Here is an 18,960-nt window from a genome sequence, read left to right as displayed (position 1 = left end):
TCTGTAAAATAAAAAATGCAAAATTCATCGAATTAACTATTTACAACTTTAATGAACTAAAGTATAATACAATCATTAAGTACGGAATCTAAATCTGTATTGAACATATTATTAAGTAGTAAATGGGCGATAATCGCCGTGGAGGATAGTTATGAATTGGAAAAAGATGATGGCCGTTGGCCTTGCAGCCGTGTCTATGATGGCATTTGTAACAGGTTGTGGTGGTGACGCTAAAAAAGCTAATACAGAATTGCCTAAGAAAGTTGTTATCGGTTTAGATGATAGTTTCCCTCCAATGGGCTTTAAAGATGAAAAAGGAGAAATCGTTGGCTTTGATATCGACATGGCTAAAGAAGCAGCTAAACGTGCTGGCATGGATGTAGAGTTCAAAGCTATCGACTGGTCTAGTAAAGAAGCGGAACTAAAATCTAAAAAAATTGATGCTTTGTGGAATGGTTTAACAGTCTCTCCTGAGCGGGAGAAGAATATTTTGTTCTCCAATACATATATGAAGGATAAACAATACGTCATTGTTCGTAATGACGATGACTCCATTAAAGGTAAAGCCGATTTAGCTGGTAAGGTAGTAGGCGTGCAACAAGCTAGTACTGGTGAAGCAGCATTGCAAAACGACCCAAGCGGTAAGACTGTTAAAGAAACAAAATCCTATGCGGATTTTGTAAGTGCCTTCATGGATCTTGGTATTGGTCGTGTTGATGCGGTTATTGCTGACGGTGTAATCGCTCGTTATCTTATGACAAAAGAACCTGGTAAATACAAAATCGTAGAAGGTACTGACTACGGTGTTGATAATTTCGCTGTTGGCTTCCGTAAAGATGATACTGCTTTGCGTGACAAAATTAATGGTATCTTAGCTGAAATGAAAAAAGACGGTACTGCTGATAAAATTGCTGAAAAATGGTTAGGCTCAGGCGCAGACTTAGATAAGAGCGATGCTAAATAGTACAATTCGTGATATACTAATAGTACTATGGTCAGTAGGTACAACTGATAATTAAAGAACGAAATGTACACTAGAGAAGCGGCCAGATGGCCCTTCTCTAGTCGTGTTTTGAAGGAGTCTTTCATGTTAGATTATTTATTGCAGATTATCCCAACCATCGCTGATGGTTTAAAGGTAACCGTATCGCTTTTCTGTATTGTATGGATTTTATCTATTCCTGGTGGCATTTTAATGGCTATGTTACGCCTATCTAAATTGCCTTTAGTAGATAAGCTTGTTGATGCGTTCGTATATTTAATGCGCGGCACACCGTTGATGTTACAAATTTTATTCGTCTATTATGCATTACCAATCATCACAGACGGTGCTATTCAAATGGATGATGCCACAGCTGCAGTTCTTACCTTCGTATTAAACTACGCAGCTTATTTATGTGAGATTTTCCGTGGGGGGATTCAATCTATCTCTCGAGGTCAGTACGAAGGGGCGAAGGTGCTTGGTTTTACCTATGCACAAACTATGCGTAAGATCATCTTGCCACAAATGTTTAAACGTGTATTGCCTCCTCTTGCGAATGAGACGATTAATTTATTGAAAGATACATCTCTCGTGTATGTATTGGCGATGAATGATATCTTGCGTATTACAAAATCTATCGTACAACGTGACTTTGATATTTCTGCATTCCTCGTGGCAGCATTATTCTACTTGATCTTTACCTTTATTTTAACGAATATCTTCAACTACTTAGAACGAAGATTTGCCGTATACGAAGATTAATCTAATTCTATGATAGTTTGTCGTATGTAATGATATAGCTAGTTTTATAGGTGAGATACTTTTATTTGATGTCTATAGATGCGATTTTGTAGATGAGATATCTTTACTTGAGGTGCTAGTTATATACTTAATATGACGACGTAAGAGGTACTTATGACATTTGTAAATATGGAGCGTATTGAAAAACGCTTTAATAATCAATCAGTATTGCGCGATGTGTCGCTTAAAATGAATAGAGGAGAAATCGTTTCTATTATTGGACCTTCTGGTTCAGGTAAATCCACATTTTTACGCTGCTTGGGCCAGTTAGAAACGATTGATGGAGGCTCTATTACAGTTGATGGTACGGTTCTTGCTAGTACTGAAAATGGGGTTGTAAAATACGCTTCTCCTCAAACTCAGCATGAATTATTGCTTCGTATGGGGATGGTATTTCAATCTTTTAACTTGTTTCCACATATGACGGTATTAGATAATATTATGATTGCTCCACGTATGGTAAAAGGTATGAAAGATGATGAAATCTCACCGATTGCGGAGCAACTACTCAATAAAGTAGGGCTATGGGAAAAACGTAATATGTATCCATCTCGCTTGTCTGGTGGTCAGCAACAGCGTGTAGCTATTGCTCGTGCGTTAGCGATGAATCCTGAAATTATGCTTTTTGATGAACCTACATCTGCTCTCGATCCAGAGCTTACTGGTGAGGTTCTTAAGACGATTAAACAATTGGCGGACGATCACATGACGATGATTATCGTAACCCATGAAATGAACTTTGCTCGAGAAGTATCGGATCGTGTTATCTTTATGGCTGATGGTGTTATCCAAGAAGAAGGAACACCAGAACAAATTTTTAATCATCCGCAGAACGAAAGAACGAAAGCGTTTTTGGATAATATGTTATAGGAGGTTCTATGAAGTTACGTTTATTTGCGGCAACCTTAGCTGTTATAGCTTTGGGAACGACTTCTATTATGGCGGAAGGTTTACAGAAGACGCCTGATACACCTTTATCTATTGTGGAATCTCAGAAGGATTCCGCATCTATTTTGCCAGAACAATACAAATCCTATGCTACTAAGATGAACACGGTGGTAAAGGATTACAAAAATGGTTATATGTTCTCGATTCCTTGGCGTGTAGCTGATGGTGTTATGATAGATATGGATGTGCGTAGTGAAAGCGAACATATTCAAGGGTATTCCTTTAATTTAGCGGGTCCTACGCAAGAGGATTCCTATACAGTATCTTTTACTAAGCGCAATAATACACCGCAAGAAGGAGTATCTCAAAAAGAATGGAATACAACTTGGTATGGTGTACCTATTAAGGGCATGTCTAATGAGGAGTATTTGAATATTTGGCGCCAACATAGCAATAACTTTGAGCATAACGATATTGTTGGTGGGTTCTTTACTAAGAAAGGTGCAGTTTCCGCACGCTGGGATAAGAGTACACCAAAATCTTATGCGGACATGACATCTACAGAGCCGGTTCAGTCTGTATTTGAAGCCGAGTTTATTATGGAGAAAGATCCAACTCATCGGTACAATTTGTCTAGTACCTATGCTCCTGTTCGTGCGGAGTTTATGGAGCTAGGTTTGATGGAGCATACCATTCCATCCTTTGAACTAATCAATAAGCGTGGTTCTAATGCTATTAAAGGGGTTAAAAAAATACTAACCGGCACAAGCGATATCAGTGTTGCAGAAGGTATCAAATTTACCTATCCGAAAGGCTTTACCCGTCTTAATGAAAAGGGTAAGATTGCTTTCACTAAACATAATGTACGCCTCGACATTGAGTCCTTCACAATCCCAGTACAAGCTGTTAGCTCCGGCATGCCAACTATGATGGCTAAGCAGATGCTTGGTGACTATTATCTTAAACAATTGGTTGATGTGAACAAGGCTACGATTACTCGTTATGAAACGCATATCATTGACGGTAATGTGATGTTCTATTTGGCGGGCCATATGAAAAATCCAAATACGTCTGATACATCTGTAGCGGAACCAGTATCCTTTGGCGCAACAATTATTCTTGGCAATGAAGGTAATGTAGCAGTAGCTCGAATGATTGGTCCATCCGGTAGTAATCTTGCTACTCAGGAACTTATAGATATATTAGATGGCTTTAAATTGACTACTACACTCAATACAAACCAATCGTCTCAAGTTCTTTAATATACACATAATATTCTTTTATTTGTATAATTCTGTATGATTTGTGCTATAATGTAATAAATCCTCAGAAAAAAGAGGAGTTTTCCTTGATGGTCTAGAATATATTAGTATAGGCTAAACGATATTTGATCATATCCCCTTTGAGGGATTAGGAATAGGAGGGGTTATTATGGTTACCTACAAAACTATTGTCGTACCTACTGATGGTTCTGAAAATGCTAAACGTGCGTTGGAACATGCTCTCGCTGTAGCGGATCGCAACCAAGCTGAATTGATTGTTGTTCACGTTGCAAATATTGTGTCTGCTATTTCCAATTTTGATCAAACACCAATTTCTGGTGGATACGTATCTGAGCAAATTGCTGAGGATATGGAAGAAACTGGTAAGGAAATTCTTAATGATGTAGTGAAAGAAATTCCTGCAGGCGTAAAAGTTAAAAGTGTTTTCGAAGTTGGCTCCCCTGGTCCTGCACTACTTGCAGTGGCAAAAAAATACAATGCTGATCTCATCGTAATGGGTAGCCGTGGTCTTGGCCCTTTGAAAGGCTTATTCATGGGTAGCGTAAGTAGCTATGTAACTAGCCACTCCACTTGCCCTGTATTAATCATTAAATAATTTATATCTTATATAGATATGATAAAAAAAGAGACTTTGGTTTCTCAAAGTCTCTTTTTTATGTTAAAAATGATATAATGTTTATATGTATGCCATACATATTGGCGTTATACGTTAAGACGTATCGATTAGTGACACAGAAGAGCTACAAAAAAGAATGGATAGGATTGAAAAAGGGGGATTATATGACCGACAAACAAGAATCATTGCTGAAGCTAGCAGAACTGTTTAAAATCTTGGGTGATCCTACACGCCTTAAAATAGTAGAGCTATTACTAGAAAATGAAATGTGTGTTAATCACATTGCAGAAACCATGGAGATGGGACAATCTGCTATTTCTCATCAATTGCGTGTATTGCGTCAAGCACGCCTTGTTACATATCGTAAAGATGGGAAAACAGCATACTATTCTCTAAACGATGATCATGTTGAATGTTTAGTTCGCATGGGGATGGAACACGTAGCTCATCAATAATTACATTTTAGTATCATGAACACATTTCGTCCTATTTAGGAGGAAATGTGTTTTTATATTTAATCTGAGTTGTATCTGGTTATGGAGAAGTATATAAAGTGAATCTATTAATGAAAAATATAGGAATATTAGTGGTATTTTTAGCGACTGTATTCTTATCAACAAAATCTATATGGGCAAAACTTATTTATTTAGATTCATTGAGCCCCTTGAATGTTCTTGTGTGTAGAGCTGTTTTATCATTGCCTTTTTTTCTTATACCAATGATTCGTTTTGATTGGAATAGTGTGAATAAAAGTAATGTTTTTAAATACTCTTTTGGGGGAGCAGTTCTTTATTTAACTTCATCTATAGCTGACTTTATAGGATTATTATATATATCTGCCTCATTAGAACGTGCCGTTTTATTTACATTTCCAATTTACGTTTTTCTGTTATCATCAGATTTATCACGCATTACAGTTTCAAAAGTAGTTTTAATTGTATCTACTGTGTTAGGGTTAGCAATTATGTTTAATCCTACCGTTGATAACTACCTTACGGATACTCTAATAGGTATTTCACTAGTTTTACTTTCTGCAGTCTTTTGGGCGTTATTTATTATTTATAGTAAAAGAGCTGTTTCAAACATTAGTCCTACTATTTTTACTAGTACATATATGTGCATAACTACAGTAATTTTATTTTTTGGAGCTATAATTAATGGTGCAACCTTTACTACGTTTTCAGATCTTCAAACTTATACTATAATTTATTTAGCTCTTTTGGCCGTTTTTTGCTCCATAATTCCATCTTATTTAATGTCCTTTGGCCTTAAAAGAATTAATGCCTCTCTTGCAGCCATTATTAGTGCAATGGGGCCGATAGTTACTTTAAGTTTAGATGTTGTTGTTCTTAATCATAATTTAACTTTGAATGAGATTATAGGTGCTATAATTGGTACTGCTTGTGTAACTTGTTTAACAAGTCTAAATGCTAAGGCAATAAAAAAATCACTCATAGTCATACGACTATGAGTGATTTTTTATAACTATAATTATCTATTTTAATATAATGGGAAAAGATAGTAAGCAATTGTTACAAATAATGGCATTGTTATAGCTGATAGAATAGTGGTGCCCATAACGATTTGGGTAGCGTATTCTGGGTTGTTTTTCATTTCAATAGCGATGAGTGACATATTAATAGCCGTTGGTACGCTATAGGTTATAATGATAGTTTGTGCCGCTATTGGATGCATAGGACCGTAGAACATTATAAATAGTATGGTAATACCGGCGGCTATGAGTGGGCTCACAATGAGTCGTAAGGTCGTTGCGAGCATGACATCCATCTTGAAGAAGTTTAGCGGTGTTCTATTAATCTGTACACCTAAGGCAATCATAGCGACGCCAACGAAGGCATTGGCAAATATATTGAGCGGTGCAAAGAAGAAGAGACCGTGTAAATCAAAAGGGAGTAGGTGGCAAAGTAGTGCCAGTGGAATGGCATATACCATAGGCATGTGAAAGACGACTTTTAGTGCATCCCGAGGGGTTAATCGTCCTGCTCCCGCTTGGTAGAAACCATAGGTATTACTGCTAATAGTTTGGATAATCATGATGGATACAACACTCACTAAACCTAGATTAGCATAGGGTGTAGCACCATCGATGACGTAAGGAATGTTAGTAAATACAAAGATAGCAAGAGCGACCCCCATGTTCCCAACATTATTGAACATGACGCAGTTTTTCAGGGTTGCAATCTTAGCCACATCATAACCTTGCATCTTTCCTATCACATCTGAAAGGATGGAGTTTAGTATGAGCACACAGAGTGCACAGAATACAATTTCCAAGGTACCTGAGTTAAGTTTGGCTTCGTACATCGCTCGAAATATAAAGGTAGGCAGTAGTATATAAAAGTTTAGTTTACTCAACGTATATAGATCGAGTTTAAATTTTCTATCTAATACAAATCCTACCCCTATAAGTACTAGGATAGGTACCATAGAGTTCATAAAGATATGTCCTACTAATTCGAATAGATTCATCATCTCACCTAGAGTTTCTCATTAATATAAAGGCATAGTTTAAATGTATCGTATAACTATATAGCAAAAATACAGTTATTTTATATAAGCTAAAAGTGAACAAGCGTTACGAAATGTGCTTATTTTTTATAATATTATCATACCATAGTATGTATTTTTTGGGATTTAAAAAATTATTGATTATGATTACTTATCATAATCATCAGAAATATCTATGCAATATGTGATTTTAGATATACGACTTTAGCCATCAATTTATAGTATAATATGAATATATTGTATATTTTAGTTTGTTAGTATACGAAGTGTCTCTAGGTATTACCATAGCTTTTACAGTGTGGCGTTTTAAGGGATACACAGGAGGAATTATGAAACGAATTTTATTAGTGTTAATGAGCGTTTTCATGCTTGCCTTTTTAGTGGGTTGTGGTAATGATACGAGTAAACAAGCTGAGTCGGCTAAACCAAGTACATCTGAAAAGATTACGGTACAAGCTGCAGCAAGTCTTAAAGGTGCTCTTACCGAATTGGCAGATGCATACAAAAAAAGCCATAACTTAGCAGATGATCAAATTGCTATTAACTTTGCTGGCTCTGGTACATTACGTCAACAAATCGAACAAGGTGCGCCAGCTAGTCTGTTTATTTCTGCTGACGAGAAAAATATGAAAATGTTACAAGAAAAGGATTTGGTAACTGAAGTAAAACCATTCGTGACTAACGAACTTGTTCTTGTTGTTCCAAAAGGCCAACCTAAAGTTGAATTGAATCAAATCGCCTCCGTAAAACGTATCGTGTTGGGGAATCCTGAAACAGTACCAGCTGGTAACTATGGTAAACAGGTATTAACAAAATTAGGCGTTTGGGAACAAGTAGAACCTAATGTAGTGTATGCGAAAGACGTTAAAGCTGTAACTGCTTCTATTAGTCAAGGTGCTGGTGATGTTGGTTTCATCTACAAAACTGATGCTATTGCAGCTGGCGATGCAGTTGAAATCTCTGCTGTAACACCGGCTGACTCCCATGATCCAGTTATCTATCCAATCGGTATTATCAAAAAATATGACAACGCATTGGCAAAAGACTTCTACCAATACGTAATGAGCCCAGAAGGCCAAAAAGTATTAGAGAAATACGGTTTCTCTACTTCTAAATAAGAGTAAAACGCTAGCTTTCAGGGCTAGCGTTTTCTTATGATACAATAGAGACATTATTGGTATTATTAATAACATTATTTCTAACGGTATGCTATTTTTAACTCATTTGTAGTGATGACTGTTACATAATCTAGTTTATGATCTAGTATATGATTATAGGCATATAATTTGCTTAAAAATATTTTGGAATTAATGGATATAGTACATATTGTAGAGTTGTTGTGTATAGAAAGGGAGCGTGACATGAGTCCATTATGGCTATCGCTATGGGTAGCAAGTATAGCTCTTATCATAGTGATTGTAAGTGGTTTAGCCGCATGTTATTGGATGAATCGCTGTAAATGGAGTGGCATGGCTATTATTGATGCACTTATTACCTTGCCGCTTGTATTGCCACCAGTTGTTGTTGGCTTTGCTCTTCTCATGGTGTTTACGCCAGGCTATGCCTTTGGCGCATGGCTTGAGGCGCATGGGATGAGCGTTGTGTTTGCCGCATCTGGGGCGGTGGTAGCATCTTCAGTTATTGCGTTTCCATTATTTTATCAGACGGTGCGTTCTGCATTACAATCTGTCGATCATAATATGGAGGACGTAGCGCGCACATTGGGTGCTTCAGAGTTACGTATCTTTTTTACTATTTCTGTACCACTCGCTTGGAAAGGCATTTTGACGGGCAGTATTTTAGCATTTTGTCGTGCTATGGGCGAATTTGGAGCTACAATTTTGATTGCCGGTAATATTCCACGGGTAACACGCACCATGCCACTTGCTATCTACTCTTATGTAGAGGCAGGGCAGTACATGGATGCCTTTGAATTAGTTATATATATATGTGTTCTTACATTGGCGTTGTTGAGCGGGATTCACCTCATCACAAAGGGCTCTTTATTCCGCCACATTGATAATAATTAGGAGGTCTGATGATTACATTTTCCTTTACTGTAGCTAGGCCTTCTGTAACTGTGAAAGCTGATGGTGTACTTTCTTCTGGTATTACCGTGTTAACAGGCCAATCTGGCAGTGGTAAAAGTACATTTATTAAGTGTATTGCAGGGCTTGTAAAACCGACTACAGGTAGCATTCAACATGATGAAACTATATGGGTTGATCGTGACAAAAAAATCTGGGTACCTGCTCAAGAACGTCAGGTTGGCTATATGCCACAAGGTAATATCGTATTTCCACATTTATCGGTGGAACATAATATTACCTATAGTAAACGAGGCACGCCAGAGATGTGTGATAGCTTATTAAAACGTTTAGGCCTTGAGAAATATCGTAAAACGAAAGCAGGTAGCTTATCTGGCGGTGAGCAGCAACGCGTTGCATTGGGGCGTGCTCTTTACTCTAAACCAACCATCTTGCTTCTTGATGAACCATTATCTGCACTAGATTGGAATTTACGTAAGCATGTTCGAGAGGATCTTGTTTCCATTATTCGCGAATGGGATGTGCCATGTGTATGGGTTACCCATGATGAAAGCGAAGTAGAAGCTGTAGGAGATAGACATTGGACCTGTGAAGACGGGCTCATTGTGATTTCTAAATAACCATGGTTTATTTTTAGGAGTTATACTTTAGGAATATAGATATTAACGTTTATTGTAATATGCTCAAGTTTTATTTAATATAAAAGAACCTCCTTCATAAGTAATGAAGGAGGTTCTTTCTATTATAGTTTACTTTCTATAGTTGAATTAGCTGTTTTGCTTATACAGCCTACGATAACGGTTACGATGAATGCCATAACAAAGGATGGAAGCGTAGCACCTATTGTACTTTCACTATGTAACATATAGTGATATAAGCCAACGGATACAGCCCAGATTAGACCTCGTAGGAGATAGGCGGACAAACTTTTGACTGGTTGGCGATTGACAAAATAGTCTGCCAACAAGATGGCAATCATTGGAGCAAAGACGGATCCGATGAGATATAGGAATTCTGTAATATCGTCCATCGGATATAGGATAGCTGCAATGCTGCCGACAATGGTTATGATAGCAGCTACACCTTTGCTAGATGCTCCATTATAGATGGTCGTACTAGATACACCAGCTGAGTAAGCGTCCATAAAGGTCGTAGTTACTGTTGAGAAGATGATGACGATGAGCCCTGTAAGACCAAGGCCTGCGTTCATCATAATAGTAATGATAGAGTCCCCACCGCCGAAGATCGCCGCGCTAAGACCTAAGGTGTACATGGCGACGCTCGTTACGGTGTAGATGGTAGCACTTGTTAGTGATGCGGAGAAAGGATTGTTACTTTCACGGGTATAATCACTGATGAGAGGTAGCCAAGATAAGGGCATAGCGATTGATAGCTCAAGGGCTGCTATAAAGCTCATATTGCCGTTAGTCATGAGGCTACTGTCACTAGGCCATTGAGAAATCATGTGAACTCCCATGTAGAGTGTGAGGCCTAGTAATAAAACAGATACGATGGCTTGAATATAGCCTGTATTGTGAAGACCGATGAAGAGCCATAAAATGACGAGCGCCCCAATAGCAATAGTCCAAATCATAGGAGATAGAGGCGCCAGTTCTTGTAAGGCAAGCATGGCATCGTAAATCATGATACTAGTCCAACCGATGAGTTGGATCATATTTAAAAAGGCAAAGCCCTTTGCCCCTAGTGGGCCAAAGCTAAAGGCTGTCGTGTTCATACTGCCTTGCCGCAAGCGGCCACCGATGAGGCCAGCTCCAAAGAGCAGAATACCGCCGATGATATGGCCTAAGATGATGGCATATAGTCCTTGGGTGAGGCCTAAGGGTGCCAGATAGGTACCGGTCATGATCTCTGCTATAGATAGGGCGGCACCAAACCATATCATGGCAAACTGTGATTGTGTAATGTGTGTATCTTTCATACGTCCTCCTTGCCAGGAAGTCATAGAAAAAGCCGAGCTCACAGGAACTCGGCTATTAATCCTCTATGTTCCCTACGTTGGCATTATCCAAATCAGGTTATGGGTTAAAGCATTAGCTTACTCTCAGCCCACTCTTGTGAGCACCCCATTATGGTTTCATTATACGAGGTGGTGCGGGAACCGTCAATTCTTTTGTTGCATAGATTGTATAATGATGTTATAACTAGAGTATAAATATATATTGCCACTAGGGGTGCTTTTGCTGAGATTGACCATTCAAAACCCTAGACCTGATCCAGATAATACTGGCGTAGGGAAGTGGAGTGAAACATAATACTAAATTATTACGAGACCATTCCATTTGAGGTGGTCTCATTTTTATTTAGTTGGAGGTATTATGAAAAAACTGATTATTGCTAGTATATGTGTAGCCTTAGGTGTCGTCTTATCAACTACGTCGATTCCCATTGGCCCGGCCCGAATTTTTCCATTTCAACATATGATAAATGTGATCTTAGCCGTTATAGTTGGGGCGAGATTCTCTGTAGGCGCAGCCTTTAGTACCTCTTGTTTACGTAATGTACTAGCGCTAGGTTCTCCCTTAGCCTTTCCAGGCAGTATGATTGGCGCTTGGTTATCTGCGTATCTATATAAGAAGTACAATGCCATATGGGCGGCGGCTCTAGGAGAAATCATCGGTACAGGGATTATTGGTGCTCTTGTGAGCTATCCGATTGCTCATTTCCTATTAGGCAAACCATTGGCCTTGTTGACCTTGATTACATCCTTCTCCATGAGTTCTATTGGAGGCGCCTGTATTGGTTTCGTGGTATTACAAATCTTATCTCGACGTAATCTGCTACACAAGGAGGCATAATGAAATTACATACTGCATTGACAATTGCCGGTACTGACCCTAGTGGTGGCGCTGGCATTATGGCCGATCTAAAATCATTCCAAAGCCGCCATGTATATGGTATGGCAGTGGTTACCTCCGTAGTAGCCCAAAATACAACAGGGGTTCACCACGTAGAACACTTATCGCTAGAAAGCATAGAAAAACAGTTACACGATGTATATTCAGATATTCTTCCTCAAGCCGTTAAGACAGGCATGATTGCTTTACCAGAGATGATGGATCTCATCTATCCGTATGTGAGTAAGAACATCCCTTATGTGATGGATCCAGTTATGATTGCCACTAGCGGTGATCGACTTGTATCGGATGAGGCCGTCGATTTCTTAAAATCTAAACTCATTCCGGTCGCCACAGTCATTACACCTAATCGTAGCGAGGCAGAGGTGTTAGCAGACATGTCTATCTCTTGTGAAAGTGACATCACAATAGCAGCTAAGCGTATTTTACATGAATTAGGACCTCGAGTGGTTATTATAAAAGGCGGCCATATTGGAGATGATGCTACGGATTATGCTTTCACCAAAGATGGAGATGTGCGTACGTGGACGAGTCCTAAATATGATACTGTTCATACTCACGGTACGGGCTGTACCTTCTCAGCAGTTATTACGGCAGAGCTCGCTAAAGGACGTGATGTAATGGATGCTATTGGTATTGCAAAGGACTATATCGCTCTAGCTATTAAACATAACCCTGCACTTGGTCATGGCTGTGGACCTGTTAATCATATGGCTTATGGTTTATTGGTAAATGGCCCTCAAACGATGGATGAACTTTTGAAAAATGACTAGAGGAGATAGTTATATGATCTACAACAATCCAAATATAAATGGTTCAAATTGGCCCGAACTGAATATATTAGAGACTCTACGCAAAAAAAATCCTCTTGTTATTTGTATTACCAATGATGTGGTGCGGACCTTTACGGCTAATGGTTTACTAGCCATCGGTGCATCACCCGTAATGAGTGAGTGTAGCGAAGATTTAAAAGATCTTATCGTTCATGCTGCGGCTCTACTCATTAATATTGGGACAGTTACACCAGATAAGGTTACCTATTACAAAGAGGCTATTAAATTAGCGAAGGCTCATGAGGTACCTATTGTGCTAGACCCTGTGGGCTGTCACGCCGGAGCTTATCGATTATCTGTTGTTTTAGACTTGATTAAAACCGGTGCTATTTCGTTGCTACGAGGGAACCAAAGTGAAATTAAAGCCATCTATGATGCTCTTAATACAAATCATAAGATTGACAGTTCTCTCTCTGGTAAGGGCGTAGATGGGGCACAAGTTGAGGATAGCGCAATTATAACGTATCGTCTTGCACGCCAAATTAATTGTCCTGTTGTCGCAACGGGCGAAGAGGACTACGTTTCTGATGGAACTCGTGTATTTGCAGTTCCTCATGGTCATCCAATCATGACAGCGGTAACAGGGACCGGCTGTCTATTAGGGGCTGTCTTAGCTGCATTCTTTAGTTCCTATTATCCATTCATGCATAACATGTCTATCGGTGAGTTTCTTGCGTATGCACTGGCTTACTATGGACTTGCTGGTGAAAGTGCGGTTAAGGTGAGCGGTGTAAAACCTGGCAGCTTTAGTGTGGCATTTATGGATGCCTTATATGAATTCGATGATGCGATGCTTTTATCTGGAAATAGAATACGGCCCGTAGTTGTACCCGATCAATTAAAGGTATATTTTATTAGTGGTACACAGGATGTAGGATTTAATGAAAGACATTTATTGGAAACTGTTGAAGCTGCTTGTCGGGGTGGCGTGACATGCTTTCAGTTTAGAGAGAAGGGCACAGGAACATTAGAAGGGCAACAGAAACTAGAATTAGCTCAGCAGTTAAAAGAAATTTGTGCTATGTATAATGTGCTTTATATTATTAATGACGATGTAAATTTAGCAGTGGCTGTTAATGCTGATGGTGTTCACGTAGGACAAGAGGATATGCGTTTAGAAGACGTTCGTAATCTTGTAGGAAATAAGGTTGTTGGTATATCCATTCATTCTGTGGAGGAACTTCATAAGACTGATGTAGTGTATGCAGATTGTGTCGGTGTAGGTCCTATGTATGCCACAAGTAGCAAACCTGATGCTCAAGAGCCATGCGGACCAGATCGTATTACTGAGTTACGAGCAGAAGGTCTAACATTACCGTGCGTTGGTATTGGGGGTATTACCTTAGATAACGCAACGCCTGTTTTGCAAGCTGGTGCCAGTGGAGTAGCCGTAATATCTGCTATTGCTCATGCAGATAATCCATATGAAGCAGCAGAAGAATTTAAAAATTTAGTAGATAATATTAAGTGATATGTTTTTATAACTCAATAGTAAATAATAAGCACTATACAAAGGAAATAAAAAACATATTATAGTGAATAGAATAAAATATAGTAGACAAAATAAAAATCTAACAAAAGAATGCAAAAAAAGACGATGACAAATGTCATCGTCTTTTTGTTAAGGAAGTTGTCAGTACTTACTGTAAGTTTAGATTATACTTACAGGTATAGTTTTATTAAAATCTGTACTTACAGGTTATTAATCTAGTTAGTGTCGTACTTACAGATTAGATGGATTCAACGAAACGGTGGAAGAAAGCTTGTGGATGTGCACATACAGGGCAAATTTTTGGAGCTTCTTCACCAACGTGTACGTAACCACAGTTAGCACAGATCCAAGCTACTGGTTCGTCATTGTGGAATACTTTGTTACCGGATACTTGAGCTGCTAATGCAAGGTAACGAGCTTCATGACGAGCTTCGATTTTACCAACTTCGCGCATTTGGAAAGCGATTTTAGCAAAGCCTTCTTTTTCAGCTTCGTCAGCGAATTCTTTGTACATTGTAGTATGTTCGTAGTTTTCACCAGCTGCTGCATCGCGAAGGTTAGCTTCGATATCAGCGGAAATATCGCCACCATGAAGAGCTTTGAACCACAATTTAGCATGTGCAGATTCGTTGTGAGCTGTTTCTTCGAAATAGTCAGCGATTTCGTTCATGCCAGCTTTACGAGCTGCACTAGCGTAGAATGTATATTTTTGGAATGCTTGGGATTCGCCAGCAAATGCTGCTTGAAGATTTTTTTCAGTGTTAGAACCTTTTAATTCTGCCATTTTAATACTCCTTTGTACTTACGATAATTTTCAAAATTGTTACTTAACGTATATATTCATAACCACTTGGTTGTGAATGCAATGGAATAGAATACTTATTCTATCAATTTCGAGGGCGACTTCGCCTTAGTAAGAAAACTTATTCTTAGATCAAATAGACACTTGCCTAACTCTTAAAATAGTACTTACTTATTTGTGTATTTCGGCACTTGCCGTCTTAACAGTTTTATATACAATGTGTTATCCGTATACTTAACGAATAATCATTGTTGACTATATTGTAACATACTAAATGAGAAATGCAAGTCTTTTTGTAAAATTTATTTCGAAAATTTTCTAAATGATAAATATTATCAATGCAGTAAAAATGTGGGTTTATAAAGATTGAATAGTATGGGATTTATAAAAAATCTCTATTTTGATATTGAGAATGATAACTAAATAAAAAATCATTATTGTTTAGTTATTAATGTTAATTTCTTTAGATGCACTAATATTTCCCTATAAAATATAATGATTAAACTAAACATTTTTGTGATCTTTTGGTGATTATATAATAGTATTTTTCTTGTGTTATGGTTTTAATTATAAGAACAGCAGACATATCAAATCTGTACATTATATATTTAGGGCGAAAATTTTATGGTTATATAATAGACGATTGAACTATAGAATCAGGATATATTTATAGAACCAACTATTTTATGTATAATAAATATATAAATACTGACAGAAGTTAAAGGAGGCGCCATGGCATTTGTTAGATATTACGTAGGCGATGTAGTGAAGATGAAAAAATCACATCCTTGTGGCAGTGACGAGTGGGAAGTTAAGCGAATTGGCACAGACTTTCTCATCGTATGTAATGGCTGTGGTCATCAACTCTTGATGCCGCGCCCTAAATTTGAAAAGGCTGTTAAGAAAATCGTCTCTCGATTGCCGGAAAATGAGTAAGGAGAAATTATGGTACGACTTACTGATTATGTGACAAGTGGAGGCTGTGCGTGTAAGATTGGGCCTCATATATTGAACCGTGTGCTAAAAGCTGTAACACCCGTTACTAACGAGCATGTTCTCGCAGATATGACTGGTGCTGATGATGCAGGTGTATATCAAATCTCTGATACCTTTGCATTGGTGCAAACCTTAGATTTCTTTACACCTATGGTTAATGATCCTGGTTTATTTGGTAAAATTGCAGCTGCCAATGCACTAAGCGATGTGTATGCTATGGGTGGAACCCCTTTAACCGCGATGAATATTGTAGGCTTTCCGGTTCCTCTCGTCGAGCAAGGTATTTTGACGGATGTGTTAAATGGGGCTGGTTCGATTGTAGCCGAGTCTGGTGCAGCCATTGTAGGTGGACACAGCATTGAAAATAAGGAACCTATCTTTGGGCTGTCTGTGACTGGTCAAGTAAATCCAAATCAGATTTGGAAAAATAAAGGTGCTCAAGTAGGGGATGTATTGGTGCTAACAAAACGCATTGGTACAGGTATTATGAATAATGCGTTGAAAGCAGATTTATTCCCTGTAGGCACGGAACAGGCCGTTACTAGTATGAGTACTTTAAATCGTGCAGCGGCTGAGGTGGCACATAACTTTACAGTTCATGCTTGTACAGATGTTACGGGCTTTAGCCTCATGGGACACTCCGTAGAAATGGCGAGTGCTTCTAATGTGACGATTCATATTAAAGTTTACGATATCCCTCTTTTTGATGATGTCATTGAGGCGGCTCAAATGGGGTTAGTTCCGGCTGCATCTTATGGTAATCGCAAGGCTATAACTGAAGTACAAGTTGATGAGGACTTGGATCCTGTATGGACGGATATTGTATTTGATCCTCAAACCTCTGGCGGGTTACTATTTTCTGTTCCTGCTAGCGAAGGTGAGCCGCTTGTTCAGGCCTTTTATAAGGCGGGCATTGACTGTGCTGCTATTGTGGGTACTGTTGAAAGCTTCAGTGGTTTAGCGGTACGCGTTACAGAATAAAATTATAAAAATCAGGTCTATACTATTGAGGATAGATATTTAATTAAATTATTATTAGCTGATAGCTGATAGCTGATAGCTGATAGCTGATAGCTGATACTTTCACAAATTATATGATGTATATAGAGGTGTATGATGAGCAATACAAAAGAATTAACGGTAGATGTGCGCGGTAGCTTGTGTCCAAAACCTGTTATTGAAACTAAGAAGGTAAGTGATGCGAATCCAAATGTTGTTATTACTACAATTGTAGATAATGAAGTGAGCCGCGATAATGTAGCGAAGTTTGGTAAGTCTCGTGGTTATGGTGTGGCAGTTCACCAAGATGGCAAGGATTTTTATCTTACTATGACACCAAATGCAAATCCGGTAACGGAAGTAAGTTGTGAACCTATGAACTATGGAAGTCGCGTCATTTTGATGACAAAGGATTACCTTGGTGAAGGTAGTGAAGAGCTCGGTAGAAATTTGATGAAAACTTTCTGGGTGTGCATGGTAGAAGCCGATGTGAAACCATCTAAGATCTATTTCATTAATAGCAGTGTTAAGATGGTAACTAACGATTCTGTTCATTTGGAAAATATTAGAAAGCTAGCTGATGCAGGTGTTGAAATTGCAGCCTGTGGCATTTGCCTAGATTTCTATGGTGAAAAAGAAAATGTTGGCGTAGGTAGTATTACAAATATGTACGCTATTACAGATGCAATCCTTGGAGATAATATTGTTAAGCTATAATATTAGTATTTTATTTTGATATATCGATTTAGAGCTACTGATTTAAAGTAGATTTCTTATTTCTAGAATGAATCATTGAGATGAAAGACATTTAATCGTATCTACTTTGGTAGGAGGTGAGGCATTGGAAAATAAAAAATTACTTATAGTCTTTACATCCTATTATTTTGGAGATAAGGCAGACAAGGTATTAATAGAATTAGATGTGCCTCATCAATTGATGGCTACACCTCCAGAGCTTTATGATATGTGTGGTTTATCTATAGAAATAGATCCGAGTATTGTTGAGCAAGTTAAGGTTATTTTAAAAGAACATAAGATTAGTACGTCGGGACTGTTTTGGTATGAAAAAGGCGAACTGGCCGTACCATATGAAGCTTAGTAGATAAAAATTAAGTCACATAGTTACTTTTTTGTAACTATGTGACTTTTTTGTGTGTTCTTGTTGGAATATACCATATGGTTTATACTGACATCATCAGCTGAAAACTAATAAAATTGATACTATAAAAGGAGTTTATTATGAATACAACAATGAATGCTATTAACTGGCCAAAAGAATACTTACCAGGTTTAACTGATAACTATGTATCTAATGAGGTGATTGTAAAAGGTATCACTGTAGAGGCTGTATGGGAATACTTAACAAATGCTGCTACATGGCCTTCTTACTACAGCAACTCTAGCGATATTAAGATGCTTAATCAAGAAGATACACATCTTATATCTAATACACGTTTCTTCTTTAAAACCTTTGGTTTCCCTGTGGATGCAGAGGTTGTAGAATATGTAGCACCTAGTGAAAATCAACCTGGTCGAATTTCTTGGCATGGTTGGGCTGGTGAAGTTGGCACTGCTGAGCGACTAGATGTTATTCATGCATGGCTTGTGGAAGAGCTTGATTATGGTGTAGTTCGTATTTTGACACAAGAAACACAAGTAGGTGAGCCTGCGAAAGAATTACATATAGCTAAACCAAATCCGATGCTTAATGGTCATCAAGATTGGCTTGATGGTCTGGTAAGTGCTGCTAAAAGTGTTAATAAATAATAGAAACTATTTGTTGCTAATTAAGGCTCGTGATACTATTAAATGAGG

Annotated in this window: 21 protein-coding genes and 2 riboswitches; of the genes, 18 read left to right on the top strand and 3 right to left on the bottom strand. The window is 38.2% G+C overall.

Annotated features, from left to right (window positions below; genetic code table 11):
• The first annotated feature begins 151 nt into the window (after window positions 1–151).
• From HMPREF0874_RS07875 to HMPREF0874_RS07845, 7 genes are all read left to right on the top strand, one after another.
• The gene (locus tag HMPREF0874_RS07875) at window positions 152–964 is read left to right on the top strand and encodes an amino acid ABC transporter substrate-binding protein (RefSeq protein ID WP_004693860.1); all 813 of its coding nucleotides are present in this window, start codon (window positions 152–154) and stop codon (window positions 962–964) included.
• Window positions 965–1,087: 123 nt separating this feature from the next.
• Window positions 1,088–1,744, top strand: coding sequence for an amino acid ABC transporter permease (locus HMPREF0874_RS07870; protein ID WP_004693858.1), 657 nt, complete (start codon window positions 1,088–1,090; stop codon window positions 1,742–1,744).
• A gap of 153 nt (window positions 1,745–1,897) precedes the next feature.
• On the top strand, window positions 1,898–2,653 hold the full coding sequence (locus HMPREF0874_RS07865; protein WP_004693856.1) for an amino acid ABC transporter ATP-binding protein: 756 nt from the start codon (window positions 1,898–1,900) through the stop codon (window positions 2,651–2,653).
• An 8-nt stretch (window positions 2,654–2,661) separates the two neighbouring features.
• Complete coding sequence (locus tag HMPREF0874_RS07860) at window positions 2,662–3,933, top strand: hypothetical protein (protein ID WP_008602918.1); 1,272 nt, start codon at window positions 2,662–2,664, stop codon at window positions 3,931–3,933.
• A gap of 169 nt (window positions 3,934–4,102) precedes the next feature.
• Entirely contained in the window at window positions 4,103–4,549 is a 447-nt protein-coding gene (locus HMPREF0874_RS07855; RefSeq protein ID WP_004693853.1) for a universal stress protein, read from the top strand.
• 185 nt (window positions 4,550–4,734) lie between these two features.
• On the top strand, window positions 4,735–5,025 hold the full coding sequence (locus tag HMPREF0874_RS07850; protein WP_004693850.1) for a metalloregulator ArsR/SmtB family transcription factor: 291 nt from the start codon (window positions 4,735–4,737) through the stop codon (window positions 5,023–5,025).
• A gap of 98 nt (window positions 5,026–5,123) precedes the next feature.
• On the top strand, window positions 5,124–6,041 hold the full coding sequence (locus tag HMPREF0874_RS07845; protein ID WP_008602916.1) for a DMT family transporter: 918 nt from the start codon (window positions 5,124–5,126) through the stop codon (window positions 6,039–6,041).
• 29 nt (window positions 6,042–6,070) lie between these two features.
• Here HMPREF0874_RS07845 and HMPREF0874_RS07840 read toward each other — a convergent pair whose 3' ends face one another.
• Window positions 6,071–7,060 carry an AEC family transporter gene (locus HMPREF0874_RS07840; RefSeq protein WP_008602915.1) on the bottom strand — a complete coding sequence of 330 codons (990 nt, stop codon included), beginning with the start codon at window positions 7,058–7,060 and terminating at the stop codon, window positions 6,071–6,073.
• Between the two features lie 368 nt (window positions 7,061–7,428).
• Between HMPREF0874_RS07840 and modA the strand changes: the two genes are divergently transcribed.
• The 3 genes from modA to HMPREF0874_RS07825 all read left to right on the top strand — a co-directional run bounded on the left by modA (window position 7,429) and on the right by HMPREF0874_RS07825 (window position 9,767).
• Window positions 7,429–8,217, top strand: coding sequence for a molybdate ABC transporter substrate-binding protein (modA, locus tag HMPREF0874_RS07835; protein WP_008602914.1), 789 nt, complete (start codon window positions 7,429–7,431; stop codon window positions 8,215–8,217).
• A 243-nt stretch (window positions 8,218–8,460) separates the two neighbouring features.
• Window positions 8,461–9,129, top strand: coding sequence for a molybdate ABC transporter permease subunit (gene modB, locus HMPREF0874_RS07830; RefSeq protein ID WP_039965370.1), 669 nt, complete (start codon window positions 8,461–8,463; stop codon window positions 9,127–9,129).
• Between the two features lie 8 nt (window positions 9,130–9,137).
• Window positions 9,138–9,767: an ATP-binding cassette domain-containing protein gene (locus HMPREF0874_RS07825; RefSeq protein ID WP_008602911.1), complete on the top strand. Its 630-nt coding sequence runs from the start codon at window positions 9,138–9,140 to the stop codon at window positions 9,765–9,767.
• Window positions 9,768–9,889: 122 nt separating this feature from the next.
• On the opposite strand, the gene cytX is transcribed toward HMPREF0874_RS07825, so the two are convergent.
• On the bottom strand, window positions 9,890–11,086 hold the full coding sequence (gene cytX / locus HMPREF0874_RS07820; protein ID WP_008602909.1) for a putative hydroxymethylpyrimidine transporter CytX: 1,197 nt from the start codon (window positions 11,084–11,086) through the stop codon (window positions 9,890–9,892).
• Between the two features lie 52 nt (window positions 11,087–11,138).
• Window positions 11,139–11,244, bottom strand: a riboswitch (TPP riboswitch).
• Between the two features lie 81 nt (window positions 11,245–11,325).
• Window positions 11,326–11,420: riboswitch (TPP riboswitch) on the top strand.
• 63 nt (window positions 11,421–11,483) lie between these two features.
• Between cytX and thiW the strand changes: the two genes are divergently transcribed.
• Genes thiW through thiM form a run of 3 tightly spaced genes read left to right on the top strand, consistent with a single transcriptional unit; the run spans window position 11,484 to window position 14,327 of the window.
• Complete coding sequence (thiW, locus tag HMPREF0874_RS07815; protein ID WP_039965368.1) at window positions 11,484–11,963, top strand: energy coupling factor transporter S component ThiW; 480 nt, start codon at window positions 11,484–11,486, stop codon at window positions 11,961–11,963.
• Entirely contained in the window at window positions 11,963–12,796 is an 834-nt protein-coding gene (gene thiD / locus HMPREF0874_RS07810) for a bifunctional hydroxymethylpyrimidine kinase/phosphomethylpyrimidine kinase (RefSeq protein WP_008602904.1), read from the top strand. The genes thiW and thiD overlap by 1 nt, the downstream gene beginning before the upstream one ends.
• Window positions 12,797–12,809: 13 nt before the next feature.
• Window positions 12,810–14,327 (top strand): hydroxyethylthiazole kinase, encoded by a 1,518-nt coding sequence (gene thiM, locus HMPREF0874_RS07805; protein WP_008602902.1) that lies wholly within the window; start codon window positions 12,810–12,812, stop codon window positions 14,325–14,327.
• A gap of 259 nt (window positions 14,328–14,586) precedes the next feature.
• Here the strand turns inward: thiM and rbr are convergent, their stop codons facing one another.
• Window positions 14,587–15,132, bottom strand: coding sequence for a rubrerythrin (gene rbr / locus HMPREF0874_RS07800; RefSeq protein ID WP_008602900.1), 546 nt, complete (start codon window positions 15,130–15,132; stop codon window positions 14,587–14,589).
• Window positions 15,133–15,882: 750 nt separating this feature from the next.
• On the opposite strand from rbr, the gene HMPREF0874_RS07795 reads away from it, so the two are divergent.
• The 5 genes from HMPREF0874_RS07795 to HMPREF0874_RS07775 all read left to right on the top strand — a co-directional run bounded on the left by HMPREF0874_RS07795 (window position 15,883) and on the right by HMPREF0874_RS07775 (window position 18,912).
• Complete coding sequence (locus HMPREF0874_RS07795; RefSeq protein WP_004693828.1) at window positions 15,883–16,086, top strand: DUF951 domain-containing protein; 204 nt, start codon at window positions 15,883–15,885, stop codon at window positions 16,084–16,086.
• A 9-nt stretch (window positions 16,087–16,095) separates the two neighbouring features.
• Window positions 16,096–17,127: a selenide, water dikinase SelD gene (gene selD / locus HMPREF0874_RS07790; RefSeq protein ID WP_008602898.1), complete on the top strand. Its 1,032-nt coding sequence runs from the start codon at window positions 16,096–16,098 to the stop codon at window positions 17,125–17,127.
• 135 nt (window positions 17,128–17,262) lie between these two features.
• On the top strand, window positions 17,263–17,862 hold the full coding sequence (yedF, locus tag HMPREF0874_RS07785) for a sulfurtransferase-like selenium metabolism protein YedF (protein WP_039965367.1): 600 nt from the start codon (window positions 17,263–17,265) through the stop codon (window positions 17,860–17,862).
• A 124-nt stretch (window positions 17,863–17,986) separates the two neighbouring features.
• Window positions 17,987–18,244, top strand: a complete 258-nt coding sequence (locus HMPREF0874_RS07780; RefSeq protein ID WP_008602895.1) for a DUF3343 domain-containing protein — start codon at window positions 17,987–17,989, stop codon at window positions 18,242–18,244.
• A 140-nt stretch (window positions 18,245–18,384) separates the two neighbouring features.
• Window positions 18,385–18,912 carry a hypothetical protein gene (locus HMPREF0874_RS07775; RefSeq protein ID WP_024061402.1) on the top strand — a complete coding sequence of 176 codons (528 nt, stop codon included), beginning with the start codon at window positions 18,385–18,387 and terminating at the stop codon, window positions 18,910–18,912.
• The last annotated feature ends 48 nt before the right edge of the window (window positions 18,913–18,960 follow it).

The sequence above is a fragment of the Veillonella sp. 6_1_27 genome, assembly GCF_000163735.1.
Taxonomy (GTDB): domain Bacteria; phylum Bacillota; class Negativicutes; order Veillonellales; family Veillonellaceae; genus Veillonella; species Veillonella parvula_A.
Note: the sequence above shows the minus strand (reverse complement) of the source record. Positions and strands in the feature narration are given on the sequence as shown.

Bases quoted from the DNA above. Each gene is read 5' to 3' on its own strand.
- HMPREF0874_RS07875 (WP_004693860.1), top strand. From the start codon at position 152: ATGAATTGGAAAAAGATGATGGCCGTTGGCCTTGCAGCCGTGTCTATG.
- HMPREF0874_RS07870 (WP_004693858.1), top strand. From the start codon at position 1,088: ATGTTAGATTATTTATTGCAGATTATCCCAACCATCGCTGATGGTTTA.
- HMPREF0874_RS07865 (WP_004693856.1), top strand. From the start codon at position 1,898: ATGACATTTGTAAATATGGAGCGTATTGAAAAACGCTTTAATAATCAA.
- HMPREF0874_RS07860 (WP_008602918.1), top strand. From the start codon at position 2,662: ATGAAGTTACGTTTATTTGCGGCAACCTTAGCTGTTATAGCTTTGGGA.
- HMPREF0874_RS07855 (WP_004693853.1), top strand. From the start codon at position 4,103: ATGGTTACCTACAAAACTATTGTCGTACCTACTGATGGTTCTGAAAAT.
- HMPREF0874_RS07850 (WP_004693850.1), top strand. From the start codon at position 4,735: ATGACCGACAAACAAGAATCATTGCTGAAGCTAGCAGAACTGTTTAAA.
- HMPREF0874_RS07840 (WP_008602915.1), bottom strand. From the start codon at position 7,060: ATGAATCTATTCGAATTAGTAGGACATATCTTTATGAACTCTATGGTA.
- modA (WP_008602914.1), top strand. From the start codon at position 7,429: ATGAAACGAATTTTATTAGTGTTAATGAGCGTTTTCATGCTTGCCTTT.
- modB (WP_039965370.1), top strand. From the start codon at position 8,461: ATGAGTCCATTATGGCTATCGCTATGGGTAGCAAGTATAGCTCTTATC.
- HMPREF0874_RS07825 (WP_008602911.1), top strand. From the start codon at position 9,138: ATGATTACATTTTCCTTTACTGTAGCTAGGCCTTCTGTAACTGTGAAA.
- cytX (WP_008602909.1), bottom strand. From the start codon at position 11,086: ATGAAAGATACACACATTACACAATCACAGTTTGCCATGATATGGTTT.
- thiW (WP_039965368.1), top strand. From the start codon at position 11,484: ATGAAAAAACTGATTATTGCTAGTATATGTGTAGCCTTAGGTGTCGTC.
- thiD (WP_008602904.1), top strand. From the start codon at position 11,963: ATGAAATTACATACTGCATTGACAATTGCCGGTACTGACCCTAGTGGT.
- thiM (WP_008602902.1), top strand. From the start codon at position 12,810: ATGATCTACAACAATCCAAATATAAATGGTTCAAATTGGCCCGAACTG.
- rbr (WP_008602900.1), bottom strand. From the start codon at position 15,132: ATGGCAGAATTAAAAGGTTCTAACACTGAAAAAAATCTTCAAGCAGCA.
- HMPREF0874_RS07795 (WP_004693828.1), top strand. From the start codon at position 15,883: ATGGCATTTGTTAGATATTACGTAGGCGATGTAGTGAAGATGAAAAAA.
- selD (WP_008602898.1), top strand. From the start codon at position 16,096: ATGGTACGACTTACTGATTATGTGACAAGTGGAGGCTGTGCGTGTAAG.
- yedF (WP_039965367.1), top strand. From the start codon at position 17,263: ATGAGCAATACAAAAGAATTAACGGTAGATGTGCGCGGTAGCTTGTGT.
- HMPREF0874_RS07775 (WP_024061402.1), top strand. From the start codon at position 18,385: ATGAATACAACAATGAATGCTATTAACTGGCCAAAAGAATACTTACCA.